General features: G+C 72.4%; 21 protein-coding genes. 13 read left to right on the forward strand and 8 right to left on the reverse strand.

Annotated features, from left to right (window positions below; genetic code table 11):
- Positions 1–65: 65 nt before the first annotated feature.
- Genes ABD140_RS21855 through ABD140_RS21880 form a run of 6 tightly spaced genes read left to right on the forward strand, consistent with a single transcriptional unit; the run spans position 66 to position 6,523 of the window.
- Positions 66–839: an SDR family NAD(P)-dependent oxidoreductase gene (locus ABD140_RS21855; RefSeq protein ID WP_344242774.1), complete on the forward strand. Its 774-nt coding sequence runs from the start codon at positions 66–68 to the stop codon at positions 837–839.
- Positions 836–1,708 (forward strand): aldo/keto reductase, encoded by an 873-nt coding sequence (locus tag ABD140_RS21860; protein ID WP_344242775.1) that lies wholly within the window; start codon positions 836–838, stop codon positions 1,706–1,708. The genes ABD140_RS21855 and ABD140_RS21860 overlap by 4 nt, the downstream gene beginning before the upstream one ends.
- A 12-nt stretch (positions 1,709–1,720) precedes the next feature.
- Positions 1,721–3,289 carry an FAD-dependent oxidoreductase gene (locus tag ABD140_RS21865; RefSeq protein ID WP_344242776.1) on the forward strand — a complete coding sequence of 523 codons (1,569 nt, stop codon included), beginning with the start codon at positions 1,721–1,723 and terminating at the stop codon, positions 3,287–3,289.
- A gap of 27 nt (positions 3,290–3,316) precedes the next feature.
- Positions 3,317–5,620: a sensor histidine kinase gene (locus tag ABD140_RS21870; protein WP_344242777.1), complete on the forward strand. Its 2,304-nt coding sequence runs from the start codon at positions 3,317–3,319 to the stop codon at positions 5,618–5,620.
- A complete protein-coding gene (locus tag ABD140_RS21875) occupies positions 5,617–6,033 on the forward strand; it encodes a roadblock/LC7 domain-containing protein (protein WP_344242778.1) in 417 nt (138 codons plus the stop codon). The genes ABD140_RS21870 and ABD140_RS21875 overlap by 4 nt, the downstream gene beginning before the upstream one ends.
- 52 nt (positions 6,034–6,085) lie before the next feature.
- Positions 6,086–6,523 (forward strand): nitroreductase family deazaflavin-dependent oxidoreductase, encoded by a 438-nt coding sequence (locus ABD140_RS21880; RefSeq protein WP_344242779.1) that lies wholly within the window; start codon positions 6,086–6,088, stop codon positions 6,521–6,523.
- 170 nt (positions 6,524–6,693) lie between these two features.
- Here ABD140_RS21880 and ABD140_RS21885 read toward each other — a convergent pair whose 3' ends face one another.
- Genes ABD140_RS21885 through ABD140_RS21895 form a run of 3 tightly spaced genes read right to left on the reverse strand, consistent with a single transcriptional unit; the run spans position 6,694 to position 8,730 of the window.
- Positions 6,694–7,062: a helix-turn-helix domain-containing protein gene (locus ABD140_RS21885; RefSeq protein ID WP_344242780.1), complete on the reverse strand. Its 369-nt coding sequence runs from the start codon at positions 7,060–7,062 to the stop codon at positions 6,694–6,696.
- Positions 7,059–7,433, reverse strand: coding sequence for a type II toxin-antitoxin system RelE/ParE family toxin (locus ABD140_RS21890; protein ID WP_344242781.1), 375 nt, complete (start codon positions 7,431–7,433; stop codon positions 7,059–7,061). The genes ABD140_RS21885 and ABD140_RS21890 overlap by 4 nt, the downstream gene beginning before the upstream one ends.
- Before the next feature lie 19 nt (positions 7,434–7,452).
- Entirely contained in the window at positions 7,453–8,730 is a 1,278-nt protein-coding gene (locus ABD140_RS21895) for an MFS transporter (protein ID WP_344242782.1), read from the reverse strand.
- 375 nt (positions 8,731–9,105) lie between these two features.
- Between ABD140_RS21895 and ABD140_RS21900 the strand changes: the two genes are divergently transcribed.
- The 7 genes from ABD140_RS21900 to ABD140_RS21930 are packed head-to-tail and all read left to right on the forward strand — an operon-like array spanning position 9,106 to position 16,714.
- On the forward strand, positions 9,106–9,861 hold the full coding sequence (locus tag ABD140_RS21900) for a hypothetical protein (protein ID WP_344242783.1): 756 nt from the start codon (positions 9,106–9,108) through the stop codon (positions 9,859–9,861).
- On the forward strand, positions 9,858–11,246 hold the full coding sequence (locus ABD140_RS21905) for a CocE/NonD family hydrolase (protein WP_344242784.1): 1,389 nt from the start codon (positions 9,858–9,860) through the stop codon (positions 11,244–11,246). Before ABD140_RS21900 ends, ABD140_RS21905 begins: the two co-directional genes overlap by 4 nt.
- The gene (locus ABD140_RS21910; protein ID WP_344242785.1) at positions 11,243–12,637 is read left to right on the forward strand and encodes a YcaO-like family protein; all 1,395 of its coding nucleotides are present in this window, start codon (positions 11,243–11,245) and stop codon (positions 12,635–12,637) included. Before ABD140_RS21905 ends, ABD140_RS21910 begins: the two co-directional genes overlap by 4 nt.
- A complete protein-coding gene (locus tag ABD140_RS21915) occupies positions 12,634–13,869 on the forward strand; it encodes a YcaO-like family protein (protein WP_344242786.1) in 1,236 nt (411 codons plus the stop codon). Before ABD140_RS21910 ends, ABD140_RS21915 begins: the two co-directional genes overlap by 4 nt.
- 51 nt (positions 13,870–13,920) lie before the next feature.
- Positions 13,921–14,874 (forward strand): ABC transporter substrate-binding protein, encoded by a 954-nt coding sequence (locus ABD140_RS21920; RefSeq protein WP_344242787.1) that lies wholly within the window; start codon positions 13,921–13,923, stop codon positions 14,872–14,874.
- Positions 14,871–15,929: a FecCD family ABC transporter permease gene (locus tag ABD140_RS21925; RefSeq protein WP_344242788.1), complete on the forward strand. Its 1,059-nt coding sequence runs from the start codon at positions 14,871–14,873 to the stop codon at positions 15,927–15,929. Before ABD140_RS21920 ends, ABD140_RS21925 begins: the two co-directional genes overlap by 4 nt.
- A complete protein-coding gene (locus ABD140_RS21930; RefSeq protein WP_344242789.1) occupies positions 15,926–16,714 on the forward strand; it encodes an ABC transporter ATP-binding protein in 789 nt (262 codons plus the stop codon). Before ABD140_RS21925 ends, ABD140_RS21930 begins: the two co-directional genes overlap by 4 nt.
- On the opposite strand, the gene ABD140_RS21935 is transcribed toward ABD140_RS21930, so the two are convergent.
- From ABD140_RS21935 to ABD140_RS21955, 5 genes are read right to left on the reverse strand one after another with little or no spacing between them, the layout of a single operon-like run.
- On the reverse strand, positions 16,689–17,447 hold the full coding sequence (locus ABD140_RS21935; RefSeq protein WP_344242790.1) for an SDR family NAD(P)-dependent oxidoreductase: 759 nt from the start codon (positions 17,445–17,447) through the stop codon (positions 16,689–16,691). The two genes, ABD140_RS21930 and ABD140_RS21935, sit on opposite strands and share 26 nt — an antisense overlap.
- A gap of 40 nt (positions 17,448–17,487) precedes the next feature.
- Positions 17,488–17,895 carry a nuclear transport factor 2 family protein gene (locus ABD140_RS21940; protein ID WP_344242791.1) on the reverse strand — a complete coding sequence of 136 codons (408 nt, stop codon included), beginning with the start codon at positions 17,893–17,895 and terminating at the stop codon, positions 17,488–17,490.
- Positions 17,892–19,049, reverse strand: coding sequence for a serine hydrolase domain-containing protein (locus tag ABD140_RS21945; protein WP_344242792.1), 1,158 nt, complete (start codon positions 19,047–19,049; stop codon positions 17,892–17,894). The genes ABD140_RS21940 and ABD140_RS21945 overlap by 4 nt, the downstream gene beginning before the upstream one ends.
- Positions 19,046–20,020 carry an alpha/beta hydrolase gene (locus ABD140_RS21950; RefSeq protein ID WP_344242793.1) on the reverse strand — a complete coding sequence of 325 codons (975 nt, stop codon included), beginning with the start codon at positions 20,018–20,020 and terminating at the stop codon, positions 19,046–19,048. The genes ABD140_RS21945 and ABD140_RS21950 overlap by 4 nt, the downstream gene beginning before the upstream one ends.
- 25 nt (positions 20,021–20,045) lie before the next feature.
- Positions 20,046–22,007, reverse strand: coding sequence for a flavin-containing monooxygenase (locus tag ABD140_RS21955; RefSeq protein WP_344242794.1), 1,962 nt, complete (start codon positions 22,005–22,007; stop codon positions 20,046–20,048).
- Positions 22,008–22,105 lie beyond the last annotated feature (98 nt).

The following is a 22,105-nucleotide window of genomic DNA, read 5'->3' on the forward strand; positions in this document are numbered from 1 at the left end:
GGTGGGGGGCGCAGACGATGCCGTCGCGGGAGCGGGCGACGACGACTAGTGAGGGAGGAACATCCATGCTCGCAGAACACGCGATCGTCACGGGCGGCAGCAGCGGAATCGGTCTGGCGGTGGTACGGCGCCTGCTGGCCCGGGGAGCCGCCGTGACCGTTCTGGACCTCCAGGCCCCTCCGGACCCGTTCGGGCAGGACGGCGTGCTCCAGTTCTTCAAGGTGGACGTCACCGACGAGGACGAGGTGCGCGCCGCCTTCGCGGAAGCCGCGAAGAAGGCGGGAGTCCCGTCCCGTCTGGTGACCTGCCACGGAGTGCGGGGAGAGTTCAAGCCCGCCCTGGAGCTGGACCTGAAGAACTACCGGCGGATCCTCGACATCCACCTGGTCGGAACCCTGGTGACCGCCCGCGCGCTCGCCGCGGGGCTGGCCGGGGAAGGCCCCGCCCCCGCCGGCGGCGGGCCGACCGAAGGACGTGCGGAGCGGGGCGCGATCGTCACCATCTCCTCGACGACCGCCTACCGCGGCTGGGCGAACCAGGCGGACTACGGAGTCGCCAAGGCCGCCATCGGGCAGCTCACCCAGAACCTGGCCATCGAATGGGCGCCGCTGGGCATCAGGGTCAACTCCGTCGCGCCGGGCCACACCCTGACCCCCATGGTCCAGGAGATGGTCGACCAGGGCTACGACGTGTCGGCCACCAAGGCGCGCATCCCGATGAGCCGCCTCGCCACGCCCGACGAGATGGCCGCGGCCATCGAACACCTGCTGCTCGACGCGTCGTACACCACGGGCGTCTGCACGCCGGTCGACGGAGGCTGGACGGTGGTCGGCAAATGAGCGCGGCCCGCGCCCGGACCCGGAAGCTCGGCGACCTGGAGGTCACCGCGATCGGGCTGGGTTCGATGACCCTGACCCAGGTGCCCGGCTACGACGAGGAGCGCGGGCTCCGGACCGTGCACGCCGCCCTCGACGCGGGCGTGAACCTGCTCGACACCGCCGACGTCTACGGCCCGGCCGGCGGCGGATACGGCGTCAACGAGCGGTTCGTCGCCCGCGCGCTGAAGCTCTACTCCGGCTCCACCGACCACGTGGTGGTGGCGACCAAGGGCGGCCACCTGCGGTACGCCGAACACGACACCTGGTGGATCGACGGCAGCCCCGCGCACCTGCGGCGGGCCTGCCAGGCGTCCCTGGACCGCCTGGGCCTGGAGGCGCTCCCCCTCTACCTGCACCACCGCCCCGACCCCCGCACCCCTTTCGAGGAGAGCATGGGCGGGCTGAAGGACCTGTACGACGAGGGCCTGATCCGGCGCGTGGGCATCTCCAACGTCGACACCGGCCAGATCCGCACCGCGCGCCGCGTCCTCGGCGAGGCCCTGGTCGCGGTCCAGAACGAGTACTCGCCCCGGGCGCGCGGGAGCGAACCCGAGATCGCCCTGTGCGAGGAGCTCGGGCTGGCCTTCCTCTCCTGGGGTCCGTTGGGCGGCATGCGCGAGGCCAAGGCCCTCGGCTCGACGTACTCGTCCTTCAACGAGGTGGCGGCCGCCCGGGGAGTGAGCCCGCAACGGGTGTCCCTCGCCTGGCAGCTCCACCGCTCTCCCTCGGTCATCCCGATCCCCGGCGCGAGCCGCCCCGAGTCGGTCCTCGACTCGCTCGCCGCGGTGGACCTCGAGCTGACACCCGAAGAACTCGCACTGCTGAAATAAGAGGAGACCCAGATGAACGCGGTACAGGACGGCTTCGACGAGACCGCGGACGTGGTCGTCGTCGGCTCCGGCGGGGCGGCTCTGGCGGCCGCCTACACGGCTGCGTCCGGCGGGCTGAGCACCATCGTGCTGGAGAAGACGGAGTACTTCGGCGGAACCAGCGCCTACTCGGGCGCCAGCATCTGGCTGCCCGGCAACCAGGCGCTCGAGCGCGCCGGGCTGGCGGACAGCGTGGAACTCGGCAAGGAGTACTTCAGGACCGTCGTCGGTAACCGAACGCCGGGCTTTTTGCAAGAGGCCTTCCTGTCCACCGGTCCGGAACTCGTGGAGTTCCTGGAGAACGACCCCCTCCTCCGCTTCGAGTACCGGCCGTTCCCCGACTACTTCGAGGCGCCCGGCCGCATCACGGGCGGCCGGAGCATCTGCCCCCTGCCGCTCCCGTCCGCCGAGCTCGGCACCTGGCTCGACCGGCTCCGCCCGCCCATCGCCACGGACCAGTTCGGCGTCGACCAGGACCGCGCGACCCTCATCGGCGGCCAGGCGCTCATCGGACGCTTCCTGCTGGCGCTGGACGCGACGGGCAACGCGAGCCTGCGCACCCGCACCCGCATGACCTCCCTGATCATTGAGGACGGTCGGGTGACCGGAGTCGTGGTCGAGACGGAGAACGGGACGCGACGCATCTGCGCCGAACGCGGCGTGGTGCTCGCCGCGGGCGGCTTCGAATGCGACGACGAACTGCGCATCCGCCACCACGGCCTCCCCGGCGGCCGGTGGACCTCGGCCGCGCCCGGCTCCAACACCGGTGACGCCCTCGCAGCCCTGCGCGAGGCCGGTGCCGCCGTCGACCTGATGGACGAGGCCTGGTGGTGTCCGGCCACCCTCTTCCCCAACGGCCGGGCCGCCTTCACCCTCGGCCTGCGCGGCGGCATCCTCGTCAACGCCGCGGGGGAGCGGTTCGCCAACGAGTCCCTGCCCTACGACCGCATGGGCCACGAGATCCTCCGTGGCCAGGCCACCGGCGTCTCCCACATCCCCGTCTGGTTCGTCTTCGACGACCGCTTCGACACCATCCCGGCGATCAGCCAGCCCGCCCCGGACGCCGCCGCCTTCCGCGAAGCGGGCCTGTGGCGCACCGCGGGCACCCTGGCCGGTCTCGCCGGGCTGATCGACGTCCCCGCCGACGCCCTCGAGAAGACGGTCGAGCGCTTCAACGGGTTCGCCGCGTCCGGTGTCGATGAGGACTTCCACCGGGGAGAGGACCCCTTCGACCGGTTCTTCGCGGCGGGCGAGGGACCGAACCCCTGCCTGACGCCCCTGGAGCGGGGGCCGTTCCACGCCGTCCAGATCGTGCTCGGCGACCTCGGCACCAAGGGCGGCGCCCGGACCGACGAGGACGGCCGGGTCCTGAACGAGTCGGGCACCCCCGTCCCCGGCCTGTACGCCGCGGGCAACTCGGCGGCGTCCGTGGCCGGCCACGTCTACCCGGGCCCCGGCACCCCCCTCGGCTCGGGCATGGTCTTCGGCTACCGGGCCGCCAGGCGGATGGCCTCACCGGAGCACGCGGCACAGCCCCGGTGACACGTCCCCACGCTCATGGAGTCCTTCATGCCCGCCTCTCAACGCGCTCCGATGTCGCACAAACGCGCCCGGCAGCACTCGATTCGTTATCGGACCACCCTGCTGCTGATCCTGCCGCTGGCCTCTCTGCTGGTCCTGTGGGCTTTCGCCGCGAGCCTCTCCCTCGGCGAGGCGCTGAAGAAGATCGAGTTCGCGCGGATGGTCGACGAGGTCGCCCTGCCCGTCGGATCCGTCGGGGTCGCCCTGCAGCAGGAGAGGGCCGCCGCCGCGGTGGTGCTCGGATCGCACGGGCGGCGAGGGGCACGGCAGCTGCAGACGGCCGAAGCGGCGACGGACGCGGCGCTCAAGGCGTTCCGGGACAACGCCCTTCCCGCGGCCCAGGACATGCTCGAAGGCGAGACCGGCCGGAGCCTGCGCGAGCTCGATCAGCGCTACGGCGGCATCGCGGGACTGCGGGACGAGGTCCGGGCGGCGGGCATCCCCCCGGTGGAGGCGATCGTCCGGTACGGCGCGCTCTTCGACGACACGACCGAGGCGCTCGGCGGCATCGCCGCGGCCGGCGACGTGGGCGTCTACCAGACCACGATCGCCATGATCGACCTGAACAGGGCGGGTGACCATCTGCTGCGCGAGGACGCGCTGCTGTCCCTCCTGGAGACCCGCAAGGGGCCGATGACGGCCGATGAGCACCGGCAGTTCACCAGAGCGGCGACCCTCCGCGGAGAGGCCGCCGACGCGGCGCTGTCCAGTCCGAGCACGGGGGTGCGCGGGGTCTTCGAAGGCGTGGTCCGGACCTCCGAATACTCCCGGTACCAGGAGCTGGAGCAGGGCATCGCGGGCTCCGACCGCGCCGTCACCTCCAGGGTGCTCCAGGAGTGGCGGGCCACGATCCCGAAGGTGACGGATCCCTGGCAGCAGGCGCAGCTGGAGGCCATCACCGTCCTGACCGATCAGACCGAAGCGGCCGGGCGCTCCACGTTGCGGCAACTCCTCGTGGTCGGCGGCGCGGGACTGCTGGTGGTGGTGGCCTCCCTTCTGCTGTCGGTCCGGTTCGCCCGGAGCCTGTCAGGCGAGCTGCGCGGACTGCAGGGAGCGGCGCAGGAACTGGCGAACGAACGGCTGCCCGAGGTCATCGCCCGGTTGAGGCGGGAGGACGAGGTGGACCTTCCCGCCGAGGCGCCTCTCTTCACGACGGGAAGGATCCTGGAGGTGGCCAGGGTGGCCGACGCCTTCACCAAGGTGCAGCGCACCGCGATCGAGGCGGCAGTGGGCGAGGCCCGGGTGCGCAGGGGCATCAGCAGGGTCTTCGTCAACCTCGCGTGGCGGAGCCAGTCGCTGCTGCAGCGGCAGCTGCGGATGCTCGACGCGATGGAGCGCAAGGCGTCCAGCCCGCAGGAACTCGAGGAGCTCTTCCACCTGGACCATCTCACCACCCGCATGCGTCGCCACGCCGAGGGCCTGGTCATCCTGTCCGGGTCGCGGACCATGCGGAGCTGGAACAGGCCGGTCCCCGTGGAGGACCTGCTCCGCGCGGCCCTGGAGGAGGTGGAGGACTACACCCGTGTCGAGGTGTCGGCGGCCGTGCCCGTCGCGGTGCCCGGAAACGTGGCGGCCGACATCATCCACCTCCTGGCCGAGCTGATCGAGAACGCGACGACGTTCTCGCCGCCGCACACCGAGGTCCACGTCCAGGCCGTGCCCGCCGGCAACGGGCTGACCGTGGAGGTGGTGGACCGCGGAGTCGGCATGGACGCCGAGGACCTGGCCGTCGTCAACCGGCGGCTGGCCGAAGCGCCGGAGTTCGACCTGGCGGAGAGCGAGAGGCTCGGGCTGTTCGTGGTCGCCAGGCTCGCCGCACGCCACGGCATCAAGGTCACGCTGCTCCCCTCCGTCTACGGAGGCACCACGGCGGTCGTGCTCCTTCCCGCCTCACTGGTGATCTCCGAAGACGAGCGGCCTCCCTCAGCACCCGCGACGGACGGCAGGCAGGAGCCGGTCGCGCGCAAGCCCGGAATCCGGCCTCCAGAGGAGAGCGCCTCTTCTGCTCCGGAGGCGCCGCCGAGGACACCCACGGCCCAGCGGCGAGAAGAAACCGGCCCCCTTCCCCGCCGTACACGACGGGAGCACCTGGCCCCCCAACTGCGGTCCTCACCCCCGTCGGCTCCCGGAGACGATCCGTTCGAGACGGCTCACGAGGACTTCGACGAGCACCGCCCGGAAGCCAACCGCCGCCTGCTCTCGTCGCTGCAGGAGGGCTGGACCGCCGGACGTGCCGCCGACGGCGACGGACCACCCGCCTTCGGAGGCGGCCCCACCCAGGGAGAGACGTGAGACAACGGAGTGCACCCAACGACCTGAGCTGGCTTCTCGACGATCTGGTCGACCGTGTCGGCGAGATCCGGCAGGCCGTGCTCCTGTCCCGCGACGGCCTCGTGATGAGCGCCTCCAGAACGGTCGGCCACGAGGAGGCGGAGCACCTCGCGGCCCTCTCCTCCGGCCTCCACAGCCTGGCCAACGGAGTGCGGGAGCACTTCGGCAGGAGGGAGACGAAGCAGTCCATCGTCGAGCTGGAAGACGCCCTCTTTTTTGTGTCCTCCGCCGGTTCCGGAAGCTGTCTCGCCGTCCTCAGCGATTCCGACGGGAACATCGGTCTGGTCGGCTACGAGATGGCGATGCTCACCACCCGCCTCCACAAACAACTGTCGGCCGCCGCGAGAACCCCACCCAGGACCTCGCGAAGCTGAGCGCCACCCACGGCCGACCCCAACGCAACACCCGAGAAGAAAAGGAGTCACGATGCCGCCGACAGGTGAGTACGAACCGAGCCCCTACGCCCCGGTCGCCGACCAGGTGGAACTCTACGAACGTACCGGTGGTGCGGAGGGCGGCACCCTGCAGGGGAAGCCCGTCATCATCCTCACGACCAGGGGCGCGAAGTCAGGAAAGATCAGGAAGACACCGCTGATGAGGGTCACCGACGGCACCCGCTACGCCGTCGTAGCCTCCCAGGGAGGGGCTCCCACCAACCCCTTCTGGTACCACAACATCGTGGCCGACCCCCACGTCTCGCTGCAGGACGGCGCGACCGTCCTCGACTACACCGCGCGTCTCGCCGAAGGCGAGGAGCGCAGAAAGTGGTGGGCCCTGGCCGTGGCGGTCTGGCCCGACTACGAGGAGTACCGGACGAAGACCGACCGCGAGATCCCGGTCTTCATCCTCGAGCCGTCCGCCTGACCTCCGTCGCCAGCGGGCCCCGTTCCTTTCGGAACGGGGCCCGCTGCCGCGTCACCGCGCTGCGAGGAGCTCGTGGTGACGCCGTTGAGATCAACGGTCTGGCCGGTCGGCTTGGGGTCCTTGACGTTGCGAAGGTTCATGCCGAGTTCGCTGGACGACTCGTCCTGAGATCACGCAGCCGACGTGTGGCTGTCAGAGGACGAGGCATCAGGGCCGGGGCCCTGATGCGGAGTGAAGACGAAGGTGGAGTCGCTGTCGTCCAGCCGGATGGTGAGAGAGGCGTCCAGAGCTCCGGCGAGTCTGGTGAGCAGGGGCAGAGTCGGCACCGAATCACCGCCCTCGATGTTGGAGATCTGCGGTTGGGTCATGCCCGCGCGGCGAGCCAGTTCGGCCTGGGAGATCCCCAGCGCGGTGCGGCGGTCGTAGACGGCCTGCCCGAGCGCCAGAGCATGCCCGGCCTCGATGTAGGCAGGGGATTCTTCGACCGTTTCGCCGAGAAGTCTCCTGGTGCGGCGGGTCTTCCACTGGGAGTGGTTCACGGTGTCTCCTCCTTGCTCCGGTCGTAGATGTGCGCGGCGGATCCGTGCTCGGCTTCGCACACTTTCTGTGCCTGGCGGGCCCTTTCGATCTCCGCCTCCTCACGTTGTCGAGTCTTACGAAACACCGTGAGCAGTACGATCCGTTGCTTTGGGGCGAGCCAGTAGGTGATCCGGACGGCGTTCCCGTCCAGGACGAAGCGTAGTTCGCGGACTTTGCCGCCGAGGTGGCGCGAGTACGGTTCGCCGAGCGTGGTCGGCTGGGACGCGAGCATGTCGGCAGCCCGTTCGGCTTTGTCGTAATGCCGGTCGGTGAGGAGCTCCAGCCACTGCCTGACCTCGGGCTCGATCTCGATCTGCCACCATGTGATCACGTTCTGATTATACATAAATCTATATGGTCTGAAGTGGTGATCGGGGGTCACCTTTCATCTTGGTGGGGGGAGCGGTGTTGCGGAGGGTGGTCAGCCAGGTCAGGCCTGAGAGGGACATCGCGGTGCCGAGGAGGGCGGGGAGGAGGCGGTGGCCGGCGGTGTCGAGGAGGGCGCCGCTCAGGGCGGAGGAGAGGGCGAGGCTCGTGGTGGCCACGGTGCTCCACAGGGACATGATCCGGCCGCGGAGTTCGTCGGGGGCGGCGGACAGGAGCGCGGCGACGGCGGTGGGGCCGTAGACGACGTCGGCCGCGGCGGCCGCGCCCCACAGCAGGAGGGCGACCGCGGGGAGTGAGGGCAGGCCGAGCATCATCGTGAACAGGCCCTCGAAGAGGCAGGAGAGGCCGACGATCGTCAGCCGGGTGCGGGGGGCCGCCCGCTGGAGGCGGGCCGAGCACGTCAGGAGCACCAGGGCGCCGACGGTGCCCTGGACGGCGTAGAACCAGCCGGTCCCGCCGTCGCCGAGGTCGTGGACGTGCAGGGCCAGGTGGGTCATCGCGGTGATGGCGCCGCCCAGTCCCAGGCAGAAGGCGGCCTCGAGCCAGAGCAGGGAGGCGATCAGCCGGTCGCGGCGGGCGGCGCGCAGGCCCTCCCAGAGGGAGGCGAGCCAGGGGGCGCGGGTTCCGCCGCCGCGCCGGTGTCCGGTGGTGGCCTTGGCGGTCAGCAGCAAAGAGACGACGAACGACAGGGCGTTGACGGCGAACGCCCAGCGCCAGCCCGCGAAGGCGATGACGGCGGCGCCGGCCAGCCCGCCCACGGCCTGGAAGAGCATGCCGTTGACCTGGACGGCCGCCGAGTAGAGCACGTACTCGTCCTCGCGCACCAGTGAGGGCGCCCATGCCGAGCGGGCGGCCTGGAAGACGAAGCCCGCGGACGCCGAGGCGAAGGTCAGCGGATAGACCAGCCACAGGGTGCCGGGACTGTCAGCGAGTAGGAAGAACAGCGCCAGCACCGCGAGCACGCCGTCGCAGACGAGCATCACCGTTCGCCGGTCGGCGCGGTCGGCGAGCACCCCCGCCCAGGGGCCGACGAGCAGTCCGGGCAGGTAGCGCAGCGCGAGCGTGACGCCGGTGGCGAGCGCTCCGCCGCCGTGGGCGTGGACCATCGCGAACACGGCGACGGCGCTGAACCAGCCGCCGCAGGCGCTCACGAGGCCGCCCAGCCAGAGCAGGCGGAAGTCCCGGTTGGCCGACAGCAGCGAGAGGAGCCCGGGGGCGGGCGCGGGGGTGGCCGTCTCCATGTCCGACACTTTAACGACATTGACAACCATTTTCATTTCCGCTCTCATATGGAGGGCAGTTCGCCGGATTTCCGACATCGGTGCGCACCGAGAACTGCCGGAACGGCGCGACCCCGTCCCCTCGCGGTGGCGGAGACCGCCGTCCGATGTCCGGATCGAGTTCCCGGAAGGAGGTGAGCAGAGATGAAGGTTTCGAAGCCGGCGGTGTCCAAGAGCCGCGGTCAGGTCCACTCCTCCAACCACGCCACGGCGCGGTCCTCGGCCATCGCCTGGCGATGACCCGAGGTGAGTGAACACCGATGAGAAGGCCGGGTGCGGGCGCGGTGGTAGCGCACCCGCACCCGGTCCTCGCAGAGTAGGGAGCGCGAGAGGACGATGGACGAGTTTTCGCGGTGGGCCGGCGGCGTGTCGCTGATCCCGCAGGGCGAGGGATGGCTGGTCCACACCCCGGCCGAGGAGTTCCTGGTCGTCGAGCCCGAACCGGGACACCCCGCGGACCTGCGGGCTCCCGAACTGTTCGAGGTGTTCACCGAGGAGGGCGTGCTCGCGTCCGCCGGAGAGCCCCGCCCCGGACCGGTCGGCGTCAGCGGAGACGGCCCGCTGGCCGCGCAGTTGACGGACCTGCTGGAGCGGCTCGGTCTGGAAGTGCTGCGCGGCGCGGAAGAAGACCTGCTGGAACGGAAGCCGCTCGCGCTGGTGTCGGCCGCGGCCTGGCTGCCCGACCGGCGCTGGTCGGAGCTGGAGCCGCAGGTCGTCGCGGCGGGCGTGCCCTGGCACCGGGGATACGCCGAGGGCCGCCGCTGGTACGTCGGCCCCTTCTGGACGCAGCCGGGCGACAGCGGACACGCCGACGTCCGGATCCGGCGCCTGGCCGCCAGCGCCTGGCCGGAGCAGCTCGCGGCCCACTGGCGCTGGCTCGACGAGGGCGGCAGACCGGAGCCGGACCCGGCCGGAGCCGTCGGGGCCGCCGCGGCCGCCGCCTTCCTGGCCGCGGACCTGTGGACCTGGCGGGCCGGAGGGCGGCCGACCGGAAGGAACGTCCAGGTCGGCATCGACCTGGCCGACGGCGCCGTACGCCGCCACCCCGTCCTGCCGGTTCCGGCGGGCCTGATGCGCGAGGTGCCCGCGTGAACCCTCGGATCGAACCGGACGTGACGATCCGGGTGGAGGACGGCACCGCGCTCGTCGGCGATCTGTTCCTGCCCGCCGGGACACCGGCCCCCTGCGCGGTGGTCCGCACCCCTTACGGGACGCCCGGCCTGTGGCCTGAGGCAGCGGCGCTGGCCGAGGCGGGAGTGGCCGTCCTGGTCCAGGACGTGCGCGGCAGGCACCGGTCCGGCGGGGCGTTCCGGCCCGGCGCCGACGAGGGCCCGGACGGCGCGGCCACCCTCGACTGGGTGGCCGCCCGCTCCTGGAGCGACGGACGGGTACTGCTCGGCGGCACCGGCTACGAGGCGTTCGCCGCCTGGTGCACGGCCGCCCACCCCTCGGTCCGCGCCGTCGCCTCACGCCAGCCCTGGCCGATGGACGGGGTACCGGCCCTGGACGACGAGCTGTGGTGGCGCATCGAGTTCGGCACCGGGCGCACCGTCCGTCCCGGCCTGTACGACCTGGTCACCGCCTTCTCCGGCGGCCTCGACGCCGACCCGGCCTCTCCCGGGTTCGCCGAGCGCTGGCCGGTACCGCTCGGCCCCTGGCCGCCCACCCCGGACACCTGGCGAGAGGCGAGCCGCCTGGTGACCCGGGCGGTCCGCGCCGCGACCGCTCCCACGCTGCACCTGGGCAGCTGGTACTGCCGCTCCGCCCGCACCACCCTCCGGCACGCCCGCCTGGCCGCCGAACCCACCGTGATCATGGGCGGCTGGGCGTCCCCGCTCACCCACCGCCTCCAGCCGGAATGCGCGCTGGACGTCCCGGACGGCCCCGACGCGGCCGACCTCATGCTGAACTGGCTGGCGGCACGGGCACACGGTGAGAAAGGGAATGTGCCGGAGCGCTGCCTGGTCCTCGGCGAGGGCTGGACCGGACGCGATCCGCTGCCGTCCTCCCGCCCGGTACACCGCTCCCACACGTTCCCGGCCCCGCACGCGGTCCTGCGCCATGACCCGGCGCGCCCGTTCGGCTCGCTGCCACACTCGGCCGACCTCGGCGCCCCGGCGGACCGCCCGGACGTGGTGAGGCTGACCGTCCCCGGGCCGCTGGCCTGGCACGGCTCCGCCCGCCTGGCCGCCGACGTCACGGCGAAGGAACCCGTCGAACTCGTCGCGACGTTCGTGCACGCCCGCCCGGACGGCGTCCGGACCCGGATCACCGACGCCTCCGCGCCCGTCCCGGCCGGCGGCGGCCGGGTCGACCTGCAGGCGGAACCGACGGCGGTGAGCCTGCCCGAAGGGCACGCCCTGCACGTCGAGGTGACCGCCGGACGCCCCCCGCGCCGCCCCGCCCCGCCCGTTCCCGTCGAGCTCGGCATCGAGTTCGGGCCGTTGCTGCTTCCCCGGCCGGAGGACCAGCCGTGAACCACGACCAGCTCATCGACGCGCGCACCGGCGTCATCGCCCATTTCATCGAGGCCGACCCGGAACCGTGGTGGCCGCCGGGCCTGTCGGTCTGCGCCACCCACGTGGGCGACCTGGCCTCGCTGCTGCCCTGGCCGGCCGACCGGGTCTCCACCGGCACCGCCTTCGGGGACCCCGCGCGGGCCAGGATGTCGGCGATCGGCGAGGCCGTCGAAAGGTACTGCGGGAACTTCGTCCCCGACACCCTGATCAGGGCCTCCCACCGGGAGCTGACCGGGGCGGGGCACCGCGCCGTCGACCCGGCGGAGCTGGCGCTGTACTCGCCCGCCCAGTACGCCGAGCCCGGCTGCCCGTTCACCCCGTTCACCCCGGACCTGCCGGTGCTGTGGACCACCGGGGCCACGCTCCCGTCAGAGGAGCCCGTGCACGTCCCGGCGTCGCTGGTCTACATCAACTACCACCAGCCTCCCCGCACCGCCGAGCCCGTCACCAACTTCGTCATGCTCGCCGGGATCGCCGCCGGACCCGACGACAGGGCGGCCCGCACCGCCGCCCTGGAGGAGGTCGTCGAACGGGACGCCACCGTGGTCTGGTGGGCGAACCGGCTGCCCGCCCGGCCCGTCGACGTCGCCCACCCGAGGCTCGCCCCGTACCTGGCCCCGGCGCCCGGGGCGGGACCGGGCTGGGCCACGGCCACCGGGGTCCGAAGCCCGATCCGCTACCGTGTCGTCGCGCTGCCCACGGTCTTCGACGTCGCCGTGCTCGGCGTGCTGCTGGACGACCCCGGGCACCGGGTCAGCGTGCTGGGCGTCGCCGCCCGGCCCGATCCGGCCGACGCCGTCCTCAAGGCGCTCGCCGAAGCCGTCACGCTGCGCCGCTACGCGCTCGGCCTGCTGGATCCCGACGGCGACATCTGGGTCTCGGCACGCGAGGGCACCATCCCGATCGAGTTCTTCCACGCCCACCGCGCCGACCGCCGCTACACCGACTCCTACCGCCCGGACTTCCGCGACGTCGTGGACCTGTCCTGCCACAGCCAGATCTGGCTCGACCCCCGCCTGCGGCCCCATCTGGCGCCCATCACCGGCTCCGACCGGGTGATCGGCCTGGACGAACTGCCGCGCATCGAGGGCGACCCCTACGAGGCCTACCTCGAGCGGCTGGCACGCGCCGGGCTGACCGCCCACGCGGTCGACGTCACCACCTCCGACATCGCCGCCCTCGGGCTGCGCGCCACCCGCGTCGTGGTGCCCGGCGCCTACTCCAACGCCCCGGCGGCGTTCCCGTTCCTGGGCGGCGACCGGCTGCGCACCGATCCGGTGCGGCTCGGCCTGCGCACCGCCCCGACCCGCGACGACGAGTTCAACCTCGTCCCGCTCCCGCACACGTGATCGGCGCCGACGAGCGCTGCGGGATCGTGACCCGGATCGGGCACGGAAGGTCCCACGGCGTCCTGCACACGGCCACCGCCGACCTCGCCGCCACCGACGCCTACGCGCTCCCCCTGGGGAACTCCGTCGTCGGCGGGACCTCCTGGCACTCTCCCGACCGCGCCGCCCGGCGGGCTCTCGGCGAGGCCGTCGAACGGTACGCCGGACACCTCGTCGATCCGGCCCGGCTGCGCTGGGCCACCGCGGAGGAACTCGGAGAGCAGGCGCTCGACCTCGGCGCCCTGGCGCTCTACCGGGGCGACCAGCACGCCCGGCGGGGCTTCCCGTTCCGCGGCCTTCGCCCCGGAACCGAGCTCGCCTGGGTGGAGGGCCGCACCAGCGACGGACGGGCAAGCTGGGTCCCGGCCTCCCTGGTCTGGCTCGCCCCCGGCCGCCACGCCGAGGAGCGCACCGGCGCGGGCCGTGCGACGCCCCACCTGCCCGTCGCGGCGGGCATCGCGGCAGGGGACTCTCCCGGACGGGCGCGGGCGGCGGCGTTGGCCGAGGTCGTGGAACGGCACGCGCTGGCCACCGCCTGGTACTCCGGCGACCGCTTTCCGGAACTGCCGCCGCAGCCGGTCCCCCTCCCGCACGGCGCGGAGCTGACCTGGCGGGCCGTCCCGAACCTGCTGGCCGCGCCCGTCGTGGCCTGCATCGCGCGCTCGGGGGACCGGATCACGCTGGGCTGCGCGCTCGTCCCCGACGCCGCCGACCCGGTGGCCGCGGCGGGCCGCAAGGCGGCGGCCGAGGCCCTGGTCTCCCTCGACGCCCTGGACGCCGTGATCGAGGGCATGCCCGACTGGTCGGCGGTGCTCAAGCCCGTCCGGGCCGACCGCCGCTACGCCGACTCCTACCGTCCGGACCTCGCCGACGCCACGGACCTGGTGTGCACCCTCCAGCTCCTGGCCGATCCGCGCGTCGCCCGCTCCGTCGCCGCACGCCTGGCCGGGGGAGCGCCCCGGGGCGCGTGGCGGCCGGAGCCGCTCGCACTCGGACCGCGTCTGCGCGAGCACGGCCTCGCTCCGGTGACGGTCGATCTCACCCCGCCCGGCCTCGCCGCGTCCGGCTGGTCCGTGGCCCGCGTGCTCGTTCCGGGCCTGCGTTCGGTCGGGCCCGCCGCCTTCCCCTATCTGGGCGACGGCGCCGAAGCACTGCCTCGCGAACCGGAACGCCTGCCCCTGCCCCATGTCTGACCTTCCGCCCTTTCGTGATGCCCTCCGTAGAGACAGAGAAAAGGAAGACCTGTGAACAGAACGGCCGCCTTCGTCTCGGCCCTGGCGCTGTGCCTGTCCCTCGCCGCCTGCGGCGGATCCGACGAGGGGACCGCGGACGCCGCGGAGACCGCCGAACCGGTGAAGATCGAGAACTGCGGCGCCGCCTACACCTTCGCCAAGGCGCCCGAGCGGGTCGTCACCTCCAGCACCGTCGCCACGGAGGTGATCCTCGCCCTCGGCCTGAAGGACCGGCTGGCGGGCACCGTCGCGGCCAAGGACATCGTGCCCGAACACGCCTCCGGGCTGGAGGGCGTCAAGGTCATCGCGGAGAGCGCGTTCCCGCCGCCGTCCAAGGAGGTCGTCTACTCCGCGAATCCCGACTTGGTCGTCAGCGGCTACCCCGACGACTACGGCGACAAGGCCATGGGCGACCGAGCCACCCTGCGGGAGGAAGGCGTCAACACCTATCTGCTGTCGGCCAACTGCCCCGGCCACAAGGCGAAGGTCGACGACGTGTACGCCGACATCACCGCCCTCGGGAAGGTCTTCGGCGTGGAGCAGGCCGCCGAAGACCTCGTCGCCGGGCTGAAGGGCGACACCGACGCGGTCGAACCGGTCGGTGGCAGGCCGAAGGTCTTCGACTACGCGGGCGGCCGGGACAAACCCGCCACCGCCGGGTCCAACGCGCTCATCGACGACCTCATCGCCCGCGCCGGAGGCGAGAACATCTTCCCCGACGTCACCTCGTACAAGCAGGTGAGCTGGGAGGAGGTCGTCAAGCGCGACCCCGACGTCATCGTCGTGGAGGACCAGGCGTTCGAGCCCGCCGACGAGGCCATCGCGTTCATGAAGTCCTTCGGGCCGCTCAAGGGCGTCACCGCGGTCAAGGAGAACCGGTTCGTCGCCGTCCCCGTCAACGACACCCAGCCAGGCATCCGCGGTCCCCGCGCGCTGAAGACCCTGGTCGCGGGGTTCGGCGGGTGACGAAGGCGTTCGCCGCGGGGCGGCTCCACCGCCCCGCGGCCCTCGGCGCGGCCGGCGGGCTCGCCCTGCTCCTGGCCGGCTCGATGGTGGCGGCGGTGGGCCTGGGGCCGGTGGCGATCCCGTTCGGCGACGTGTCCCGCATCATCGGCCACCACTACGCGCCCGCGCTCGTGGAGGCCGGGCCCCAGGGCCCGCAGGCGGTCATCGTGCTGGACCTCAGGCTGCCCCGGGTGCTGCTCGGCGCCGCCGTGGGGGCCGGGCTGGCGGTGGTCGGGGCGGTCATGCAGGCGGTCCTGCGCAACCCCCTGGCCGACCCCTACCTCCTCGGCGCCAGCTCCGGCGCCTCGTTCGGCGCGGTCTGCGTGCTCATCGCCGGCTTCAGCCCCCTGGGCGCGCTCTCCCTGCCCGTCGCGGCGTTCCTCGGCGCGATCGGCGCGTTCGCCCTGGTGCTCCTGCTGGCCGGGGGGAGAGGGCGGCTCGCACCGACCCGGCTCATCCTGGCCGGGGTGGCGGTGTCGGCGTTCACCGAGGCCATCACCCACTACCTGGTGCTCACCTCGCCGGACAAGGAGGTGCGTTCGGCCATGTTCTGGACCCTCGGGGGCCTCGGCGGCACCCAGTGGCGCGACATCGGCGTGCCGATCCTCGTCGTCGCGTGCGGAACCGCCTGGTTCTGGGCCGGTGCGGCGCGGCTGAACGGCCTCGTGCTCGGCGACGAGGGCGCCACCAGCCTCGGCCTGGAGGTCGACCGGCTCCGGCGGCGCCTGGTCGTCGGCTGCGCCCTGGTCGTCGGCGCGGTCGTGGCGGTCAGCGGAGGCATCGGATTCGTCGCGCTCATGGTCCCGCACGCCGTGCGCATGGCGATCGGCGGCGACAACCGGCGCGTCCTGCCCGTCAGCGCCCTGACCGGGGCGGTCCTCCTCGTCTGGGTCGACGTCGCCGCCCGCATGCTCCAGCGGCCCGACGAGATCCCCGTCGGGGTCATCACCGCGATCATCGGGGTCCCGTTCTTCCTCGCGCTGCTGCGCAGGACCGACCGGCAGGAGCACGCGTGAAGCCCGCGGCCCTGCGGATCGACGACCTGAGCTGGGCCCCGGCCCGGCTGGCGGGGATCACGCTGCGCGTCGCGCCGGGCGAGACCGTCGGGCTGCTCGGCCCCAACGGAAGCGGCAAGTCCAGCCTGCTGCGCTGCGTCTACCGGCGGATCCGCCCCGACGCCGGCACCGTCCTGCTCGACGGAGCCGACATCTGGCGGACCTCCGCCCGGCAGGTCGCGCGGAGCGTCGCGGCCGTCACCCAGGACCTCCCCGGAGACCTCGACAACACCGTCGAACAGGTCGTCGCGCTCGGCCGCCTGCCCTACCTGGGGACCCTGGGGCGGCTCGACCGCGACGACCTCCGCCTGGTGCACGAGGCCATGGCGCGCTGCGACGTGGCGGGCCTTGCCCGCAGGCGCGTGGCCACCCTGTCCGGCGGGGAGCGCCAGCGCGTCCAGGTCGCCCGCGCCCTCGTCCAGCAGCCCCGCCTGCTGGTCCTGGACGAGCCGACCAACCACCTCGACCTGCACCACCAGGTGGAGCTGTTCCGGTTGCTGGCCGGCCTCGAGACGACCATCCTGGTCGCCCTGCACGACCTGCAGCTCGCCGCGTCGGCCTGCGACCGCCTCGTCGTCCTGCACGACGGCCGCCTCGTCGCCGACGGCATCCCGCAGGACGTCGTCACCCCCGAACTGCTCACCGACGTCTACCGCGTCGACGCCGACGTCACCGCGGGCCCCGACGGCCATCCCAGGGTCAGCCTGCGGATCCCGCCCGTCAGGAGGTCGTGGTCCCTCCGTTGAGGCCGAGCGTCTGGCCGGTCATCCAGGAGGCCTCCTCGGAGGCGAGGTAGACGGCCAGGGCACCGGCGTCCTCGGGGGTGCCCAGGCGCTTGACGGGGATGGGGTCGGACCACTTCTTGACCAGTTCGGGGTCTTTGACGTTGCGCAGGACCATGCCGAGGGCGACGGTGTTGGCGGTGATGCCGTAGGGGGCGTTCTCCATGGCGAGGTGGCGCATGAAGCCGATCGCGCCAGCCTTGGCGGCGCCGTAGGTCGAGACGCCCATGTCCAGGCCGACGTTCCCTGCGCCGGAGGCGATGGTGATGAGCCTTCCCCAGCCCTTCTCGACCATCGGGTCCAGTGCGGCCTTGCAGCAGTTCAGGACGCCGAAGAGGTTCACGTCGATGATGCCGCGCCAGTAGTCGACGGGCATCTCGCGGAAGGGGGAGACCTTCATGGTCTCGTTGGGTCCCGCGGTGCCGGCGTTGTTCACCAGGATGTCGACGGTGCCGACGCGCTCGGCGACCTCGGCGAAGGCCTTGGTGACGGCGTCGAGGTCGGTGACGTCGAAGGGGACGGCGACGGCCTTGCCGCCCTGGGCGGTGATCTCGTCGGCCACCTTCTGCGCGCGGTCGGCGTGGTAGTCGTTGACCACCACCGTCGCGCCCCGTCCGGCGAGGGCGTGGGCGATGCCCTCGCCGACGTTCTGTCCCGCGCCGGTCACCAGCGCGATCTTGCCGTTGAGGTCGAACAACTCTTTCTCCTGCTCTCGTTCTCTGTTCGGGCCGCCGGGCTCAGGCGGTGGTGACGACGACTTTGCGGCGGCTGATCCGCCAGCCGTCCGGGGTGCGCCGCAGCGTGTCGTGGTACTCGCCGACCATGCGGCACGCGGTGGTGTCGCCTCCGGCGACCAGCAGCCAGTAGCTGCGGGCGGTCGCCGCGTCCTCCCCGGTGGGCGTGACCTCCAAGGTGGTGATGAGGTGGCGGGTGCCCGAGCCGGGTCCGGCCACGCCCGCGGCCCGGCTGCGGCCCAGGCGCTCGCCGATCGCGGCGCGTCCGGTCGTGGCGGCGTCGCCGACGACCCATTCGGCGTCCTCGGTGAGCAGTTCCAGCAGGGGGCCGAGGTCCGGCGCGCCGTCGGCGAGGAAGGCGAACCGGGCCATGAGGTTGCGGATCTCGTCGGCGGGGGAGAGGGCGGTCACGAGGACGCTCCCTTGCGTTCGGCCGCCAGGCGGCGGACCGCCGTGACGATGGGGGCGAAGGGGTCGTCGGCGGGGGCAGGGGGAGGGCCGGAGTGCATCCGGTTGTGGCAGATGGCCACCGCCAGACCGGTGTCCAGCTCGGCCCAGCCGATGGAGCCGCCCGCGCCGGGGTGGTGCAGGGTCTGAGCCCCCTCGCCCAGGAGCGGGTACGCGGTGGGGCCGGTTCCGGCGAGCCAGTAGCCGTAGGCGCTGACATGGTTGACCTTGCCCAGGTACCGGTCGGTCTCGTCGTCGCCGTCACGCGGGGTGGTGAAGGACCGCACGAGCTCGGCGGGCAGCAGGCGCACGCCGTCGAGCTCCCCGTGGCAGGCGAGCATTGCGAACAGCCGGGCGTAGGAGCGGGCGGTGCCGATCGAGCCCGCGCCCGGGTTCACCGTGGTGCGCGCCAGCGGTTCGTTGTAGACGCGCGCCGACGGGTAGACGGCCCGGGGCATGCCCTTCAGCAGCAGCTCCGGGGCCTCGGCCGGAGCGTCGCCGCCGACCAGGGTGGCGACGCGGGCGAACTCCGACTCCGGAAGCCCGAAGTACAGGTCGTGGATCGCGAGGGGTTCGAGCACCTCCTCCCGGACGAACGCGGCGACGCCGCGGCCCTTCACGTCGGTGCGGCGGACCAGCTCTCCGGCGATCCAGCCCCAGACCAGGGCGTGGTAGGAGTTGGTGGTCCCGGGCGCGAACTCCGGCTCCATCTCCTCGATCCGGCGGATCATCCAGTCCCAGTCGGCCTGCAGCTGCGGGGTGATCCCCTCGGGCATCCACGGGATTCCCGCGCGGTGGCTCAGGACGTCCCGGACGGTGGTGGCCTCCTTGCCGTTCGCGCCGAACTCCGGCCAGTACGCGGTGACCGGCGCGGCGTAGTCGATCAGCCCGCGTGCGGCCTGGACGTGCAGCGCCGTGGCGGTGACCGCCTTGGTGACGGAGAAGGGGTTGAAGAGGGTCGCGGTCGTGACGGGACCGCCCGAAGGCCCGTCCAGGCCCGCCGCGGTGTCGACGATGAGCTCGCCGTCGAGGTAGGCGGCGACCTGCAGGCCGATCTCGCCCCGCGCGAGGGATTCCTCGAGGGCGCGGGTGACCTCGGGGGTGGTCAGGTTCGTCATCGTGGGGTTCGGCCTTCCTGCGTCTCGCCCGTCTCGGAGAGGGCGGCGGTGAACTTGGCACGGGTGAGCGCCCCGATCTCGGCGAAGGCGGTACCGGCGCGGCGCAGACGGGATCCTCGGGAGAGGAAGCCGTGGCAGACGCCGGGGTAGCGCAGCAGCGCCGTCGGCACCCCCGCCTCGCGGAGCCGCCGCCCGTAGTCCTCGACGCCGTCGCGCAGCGGGTCGGCCTCGGCCGTCACGACGACGGCGTCGGGCAACTCGGAGAGGTCCTCGGCCAGGGCGGGAGTGCCGTAGACGGTGTCGGCCGCCTGATCGGGCCCCAGATACAGCTCCTTCATCCACACCACGTCCGCGCGGGTGAGGAGCGGCCCGTCGGCGAACTCGACCATGGACGGCCGGTCGACGGCCCGCTCCAGCCCCGCGTAGAAGAGCAGTTGCGCGACGAGCGAGGGCCCGCCCTCGTCCCGGATGCGCAGGGCCGTGGCGGCGGCCAGCGACCCGCCGGCGCTGTCTCCGGCGACCGCGATCCGGGAGGCGTCGACGCCCAGCTCACCGGCGTGGTCGTGGACCCATCGGACCGCCTCGTACGCCTCGTCGTTGGCCACCGGGTACCGGTGCTCGGGGGCCAGCCGGTACTCCACGCTCACCACCACGGCGTCGCAGGCGGCGGCCAGGTTCCGGGAGAGCCCGTCGAACGAGTCGAGCGTGCCCATGATCATGCCTCCGCCGTGGAAGTAGACGATCACGGGTGCGCCGGGTCCGGGGCGCGGACGGTAGAGCCGGAGCGGAACGGTGCCGTGCGGGCCGGGGAACGCCAGGTCTCGCACCTCGGCCATCTCGGGCGCGGGAGCCTGCGGCGCGGATTCCATCAGCTTGCGCGTCGCCTCGATGCCGAGCTCGTGGTACGGCCTGATCCCGGCGGCCTTCATCGCCTCCAGTGAGGCGACGACCTCGGGGTCGAACAGGACCATGGGAACTCCTGTCGTGTCGGCGCGGTCAGCGGATGATGAACTTGGACTCGTCGGGGGTGCGCGACATGCGCCAGTAGTCGACCATCCGCCAGGGGTTGGGCAGCATGACGCGACCGGACGCGTTGCGGTAGTAGGTGTGGGCGTTGGCGGAGTTCCGCCAGATCGAGCCCTCCATCTGGGCGTCGACCGCCGCGACGAACTCGTCCTGGGCCTCCCGCGTGACCTCGATCGAGCGCGCGCCGCGCACGGCCAGCAGCCGCAGGCACTCGGTGATGTAGTGCACCACGACCTCGGTCATGTAGTTGTGGCCGCCGCCGTGTCCGCTGCTGCTGTTGGGGCCGGAGGTGACGAACAGGTTGGGGAAGTTCGGCACCGTCCCGCCCAGGTAGGAGCGGGGGTCGGTGCCGCCGGCCCACTGGTCGTCCAGGCGGACGCCGCCGCGCCCGACGATCTCCACGGGGCTGAGGAACTCCAGGGTGAAGCCGGTGGCGTAGATGATGACGTCGAGTTCGACGAGGGTGCCGTCGGCGGTCTCGATGCCCTGCGGGACGACCCGGGCGAGCCGGTCGGTGACGACGTCGGCCTTGTCGCTCGCCAGGGCCGCGTAGTAGCCGCCGGGGTCGCGGACGATGCGCTTGCCGTGCACGGGGAAGTCCGGGGTCATCTTCCGCAGCAGTTCGGGGTCGTGCCCGAAGGACGCCTCCAGGTGGCCCAGGCAGATCTGCAGGACGCGGTCGTTGGCCTCGGAGATGGACAGGGGATGGGCGGCCATCCACTCCTCGTCGGCGCGGACGTTCGGGTAGAGGACGTCGCTCACGAACCAGTAGTTCTTGGCCCGCAGCCAGCGGCCGTAGAACGGCAGGTGCTCCTTGAGCCAGCGCTCCCGCTCGGGGACCAGGCCCTCGCCGAGGGTGTTGGGCAGCACCCAGTGCGGCTGGCGCTGGAACAGCGTCAGGTGCGCGACGTCCCCGATGATCGCGTCGACGACCTGCACCGAGGTCGCGCCGGCGCCGATGACGCCCACGCGCTTGCCGGCCAGGTCGAGGGAGTGGTCCCAGGCCGCGGTGTGGACGCTCGGGCCGGCGAAGGCCTCGCGGCCGGGGAGGTCCGGGTACTTGGGGGAGTTGAGGAAGCCGGTGGCCGTGATGACGGCGTTCGCCCGCGAGGCGACCGTCCCGCCGTCGGCGGTCGAGCAGGTGATCTCCCATTCCTGGGCGGCGTCGTCCCACGCCAGGGACCTGATCTCGGTGCCGAACCGGATGTTCGGCCGCAGCCCGTACTTGTCGACGACCCGCTGCAGGTAGTCCTGGTACTCGCCGCCCACCGGGTACTGGCGCGACCAGTTCGCCTCCTGCTCGAACGAGAAGGAGTAGTAGATGCTGGGGGTGTCGACGGCGAGGCCGGGATAGGTGTTGATCCGCCAGGTGCCGCCGATGTCGTCGCCGCGCTCGAAGATCTCGTAGGGGAACCCGTTGTCGGCGCAGGCGATCGCCGCGGCGATCCCGGTCATGCCCGCTCCCAGGACGGCGACCTTGAAGCCGGCCGGCGGGTCCGCGGGAAGCCCGACGATGTGCCTGCTCGGCTCGAAGCCCGCCTGCTCCCTGATGATGCCGACGAACTCCTCGCCGACGTCGGCGCCGGTGGCCATGCGGATCATCCGGTGGAACAGGGCGTCGTCGGGGACCTGGAGGTACTCGCCGTCCGGCTCGCGGGTGAGGGCCTCGATGAGGAGCTTCCTCAGCTCGGCGAGGTCCTCCTCGGGGAGGCGGCCCACGGGGTGCGCCCGGCTGTCGCCCTTCCTGCCGGTCTGCTCGTAGCGCAGACGCGGACCGAAGCGGTCCAGGAGGGAGACGTCGCCGGTCACCTGCACCAGGCACAGGAGCAGCAGGGGCGTGTCCGCGGCGTCGAGGGCGCGTTCGAGCTCGTCGGCGGGCAGACGCCGCGGCGCGACGCGCAGATCGATCAGGCGGTGGGGGTTGGAGGTCATCTTCACGGCTCCCGGAGGGCTGGGTCGGCGGGCACGGAGGGGGCCTCCGTGATCCGGGTCACCCATTGAAACCGCACGCAGAAAGTTTTGTCAACGAT

Origin of the sequence: Actinocorallia libanotica, from assembly GCF_039525175.1 — a bacterium.
Classification (GTDB): domain Bacteria; phylum Actinomycetota; class Actinomycetes; order Streptosporangiales; family Streptosporangiaceae; genus Actinocorallia; species Actinocorallia libanotica.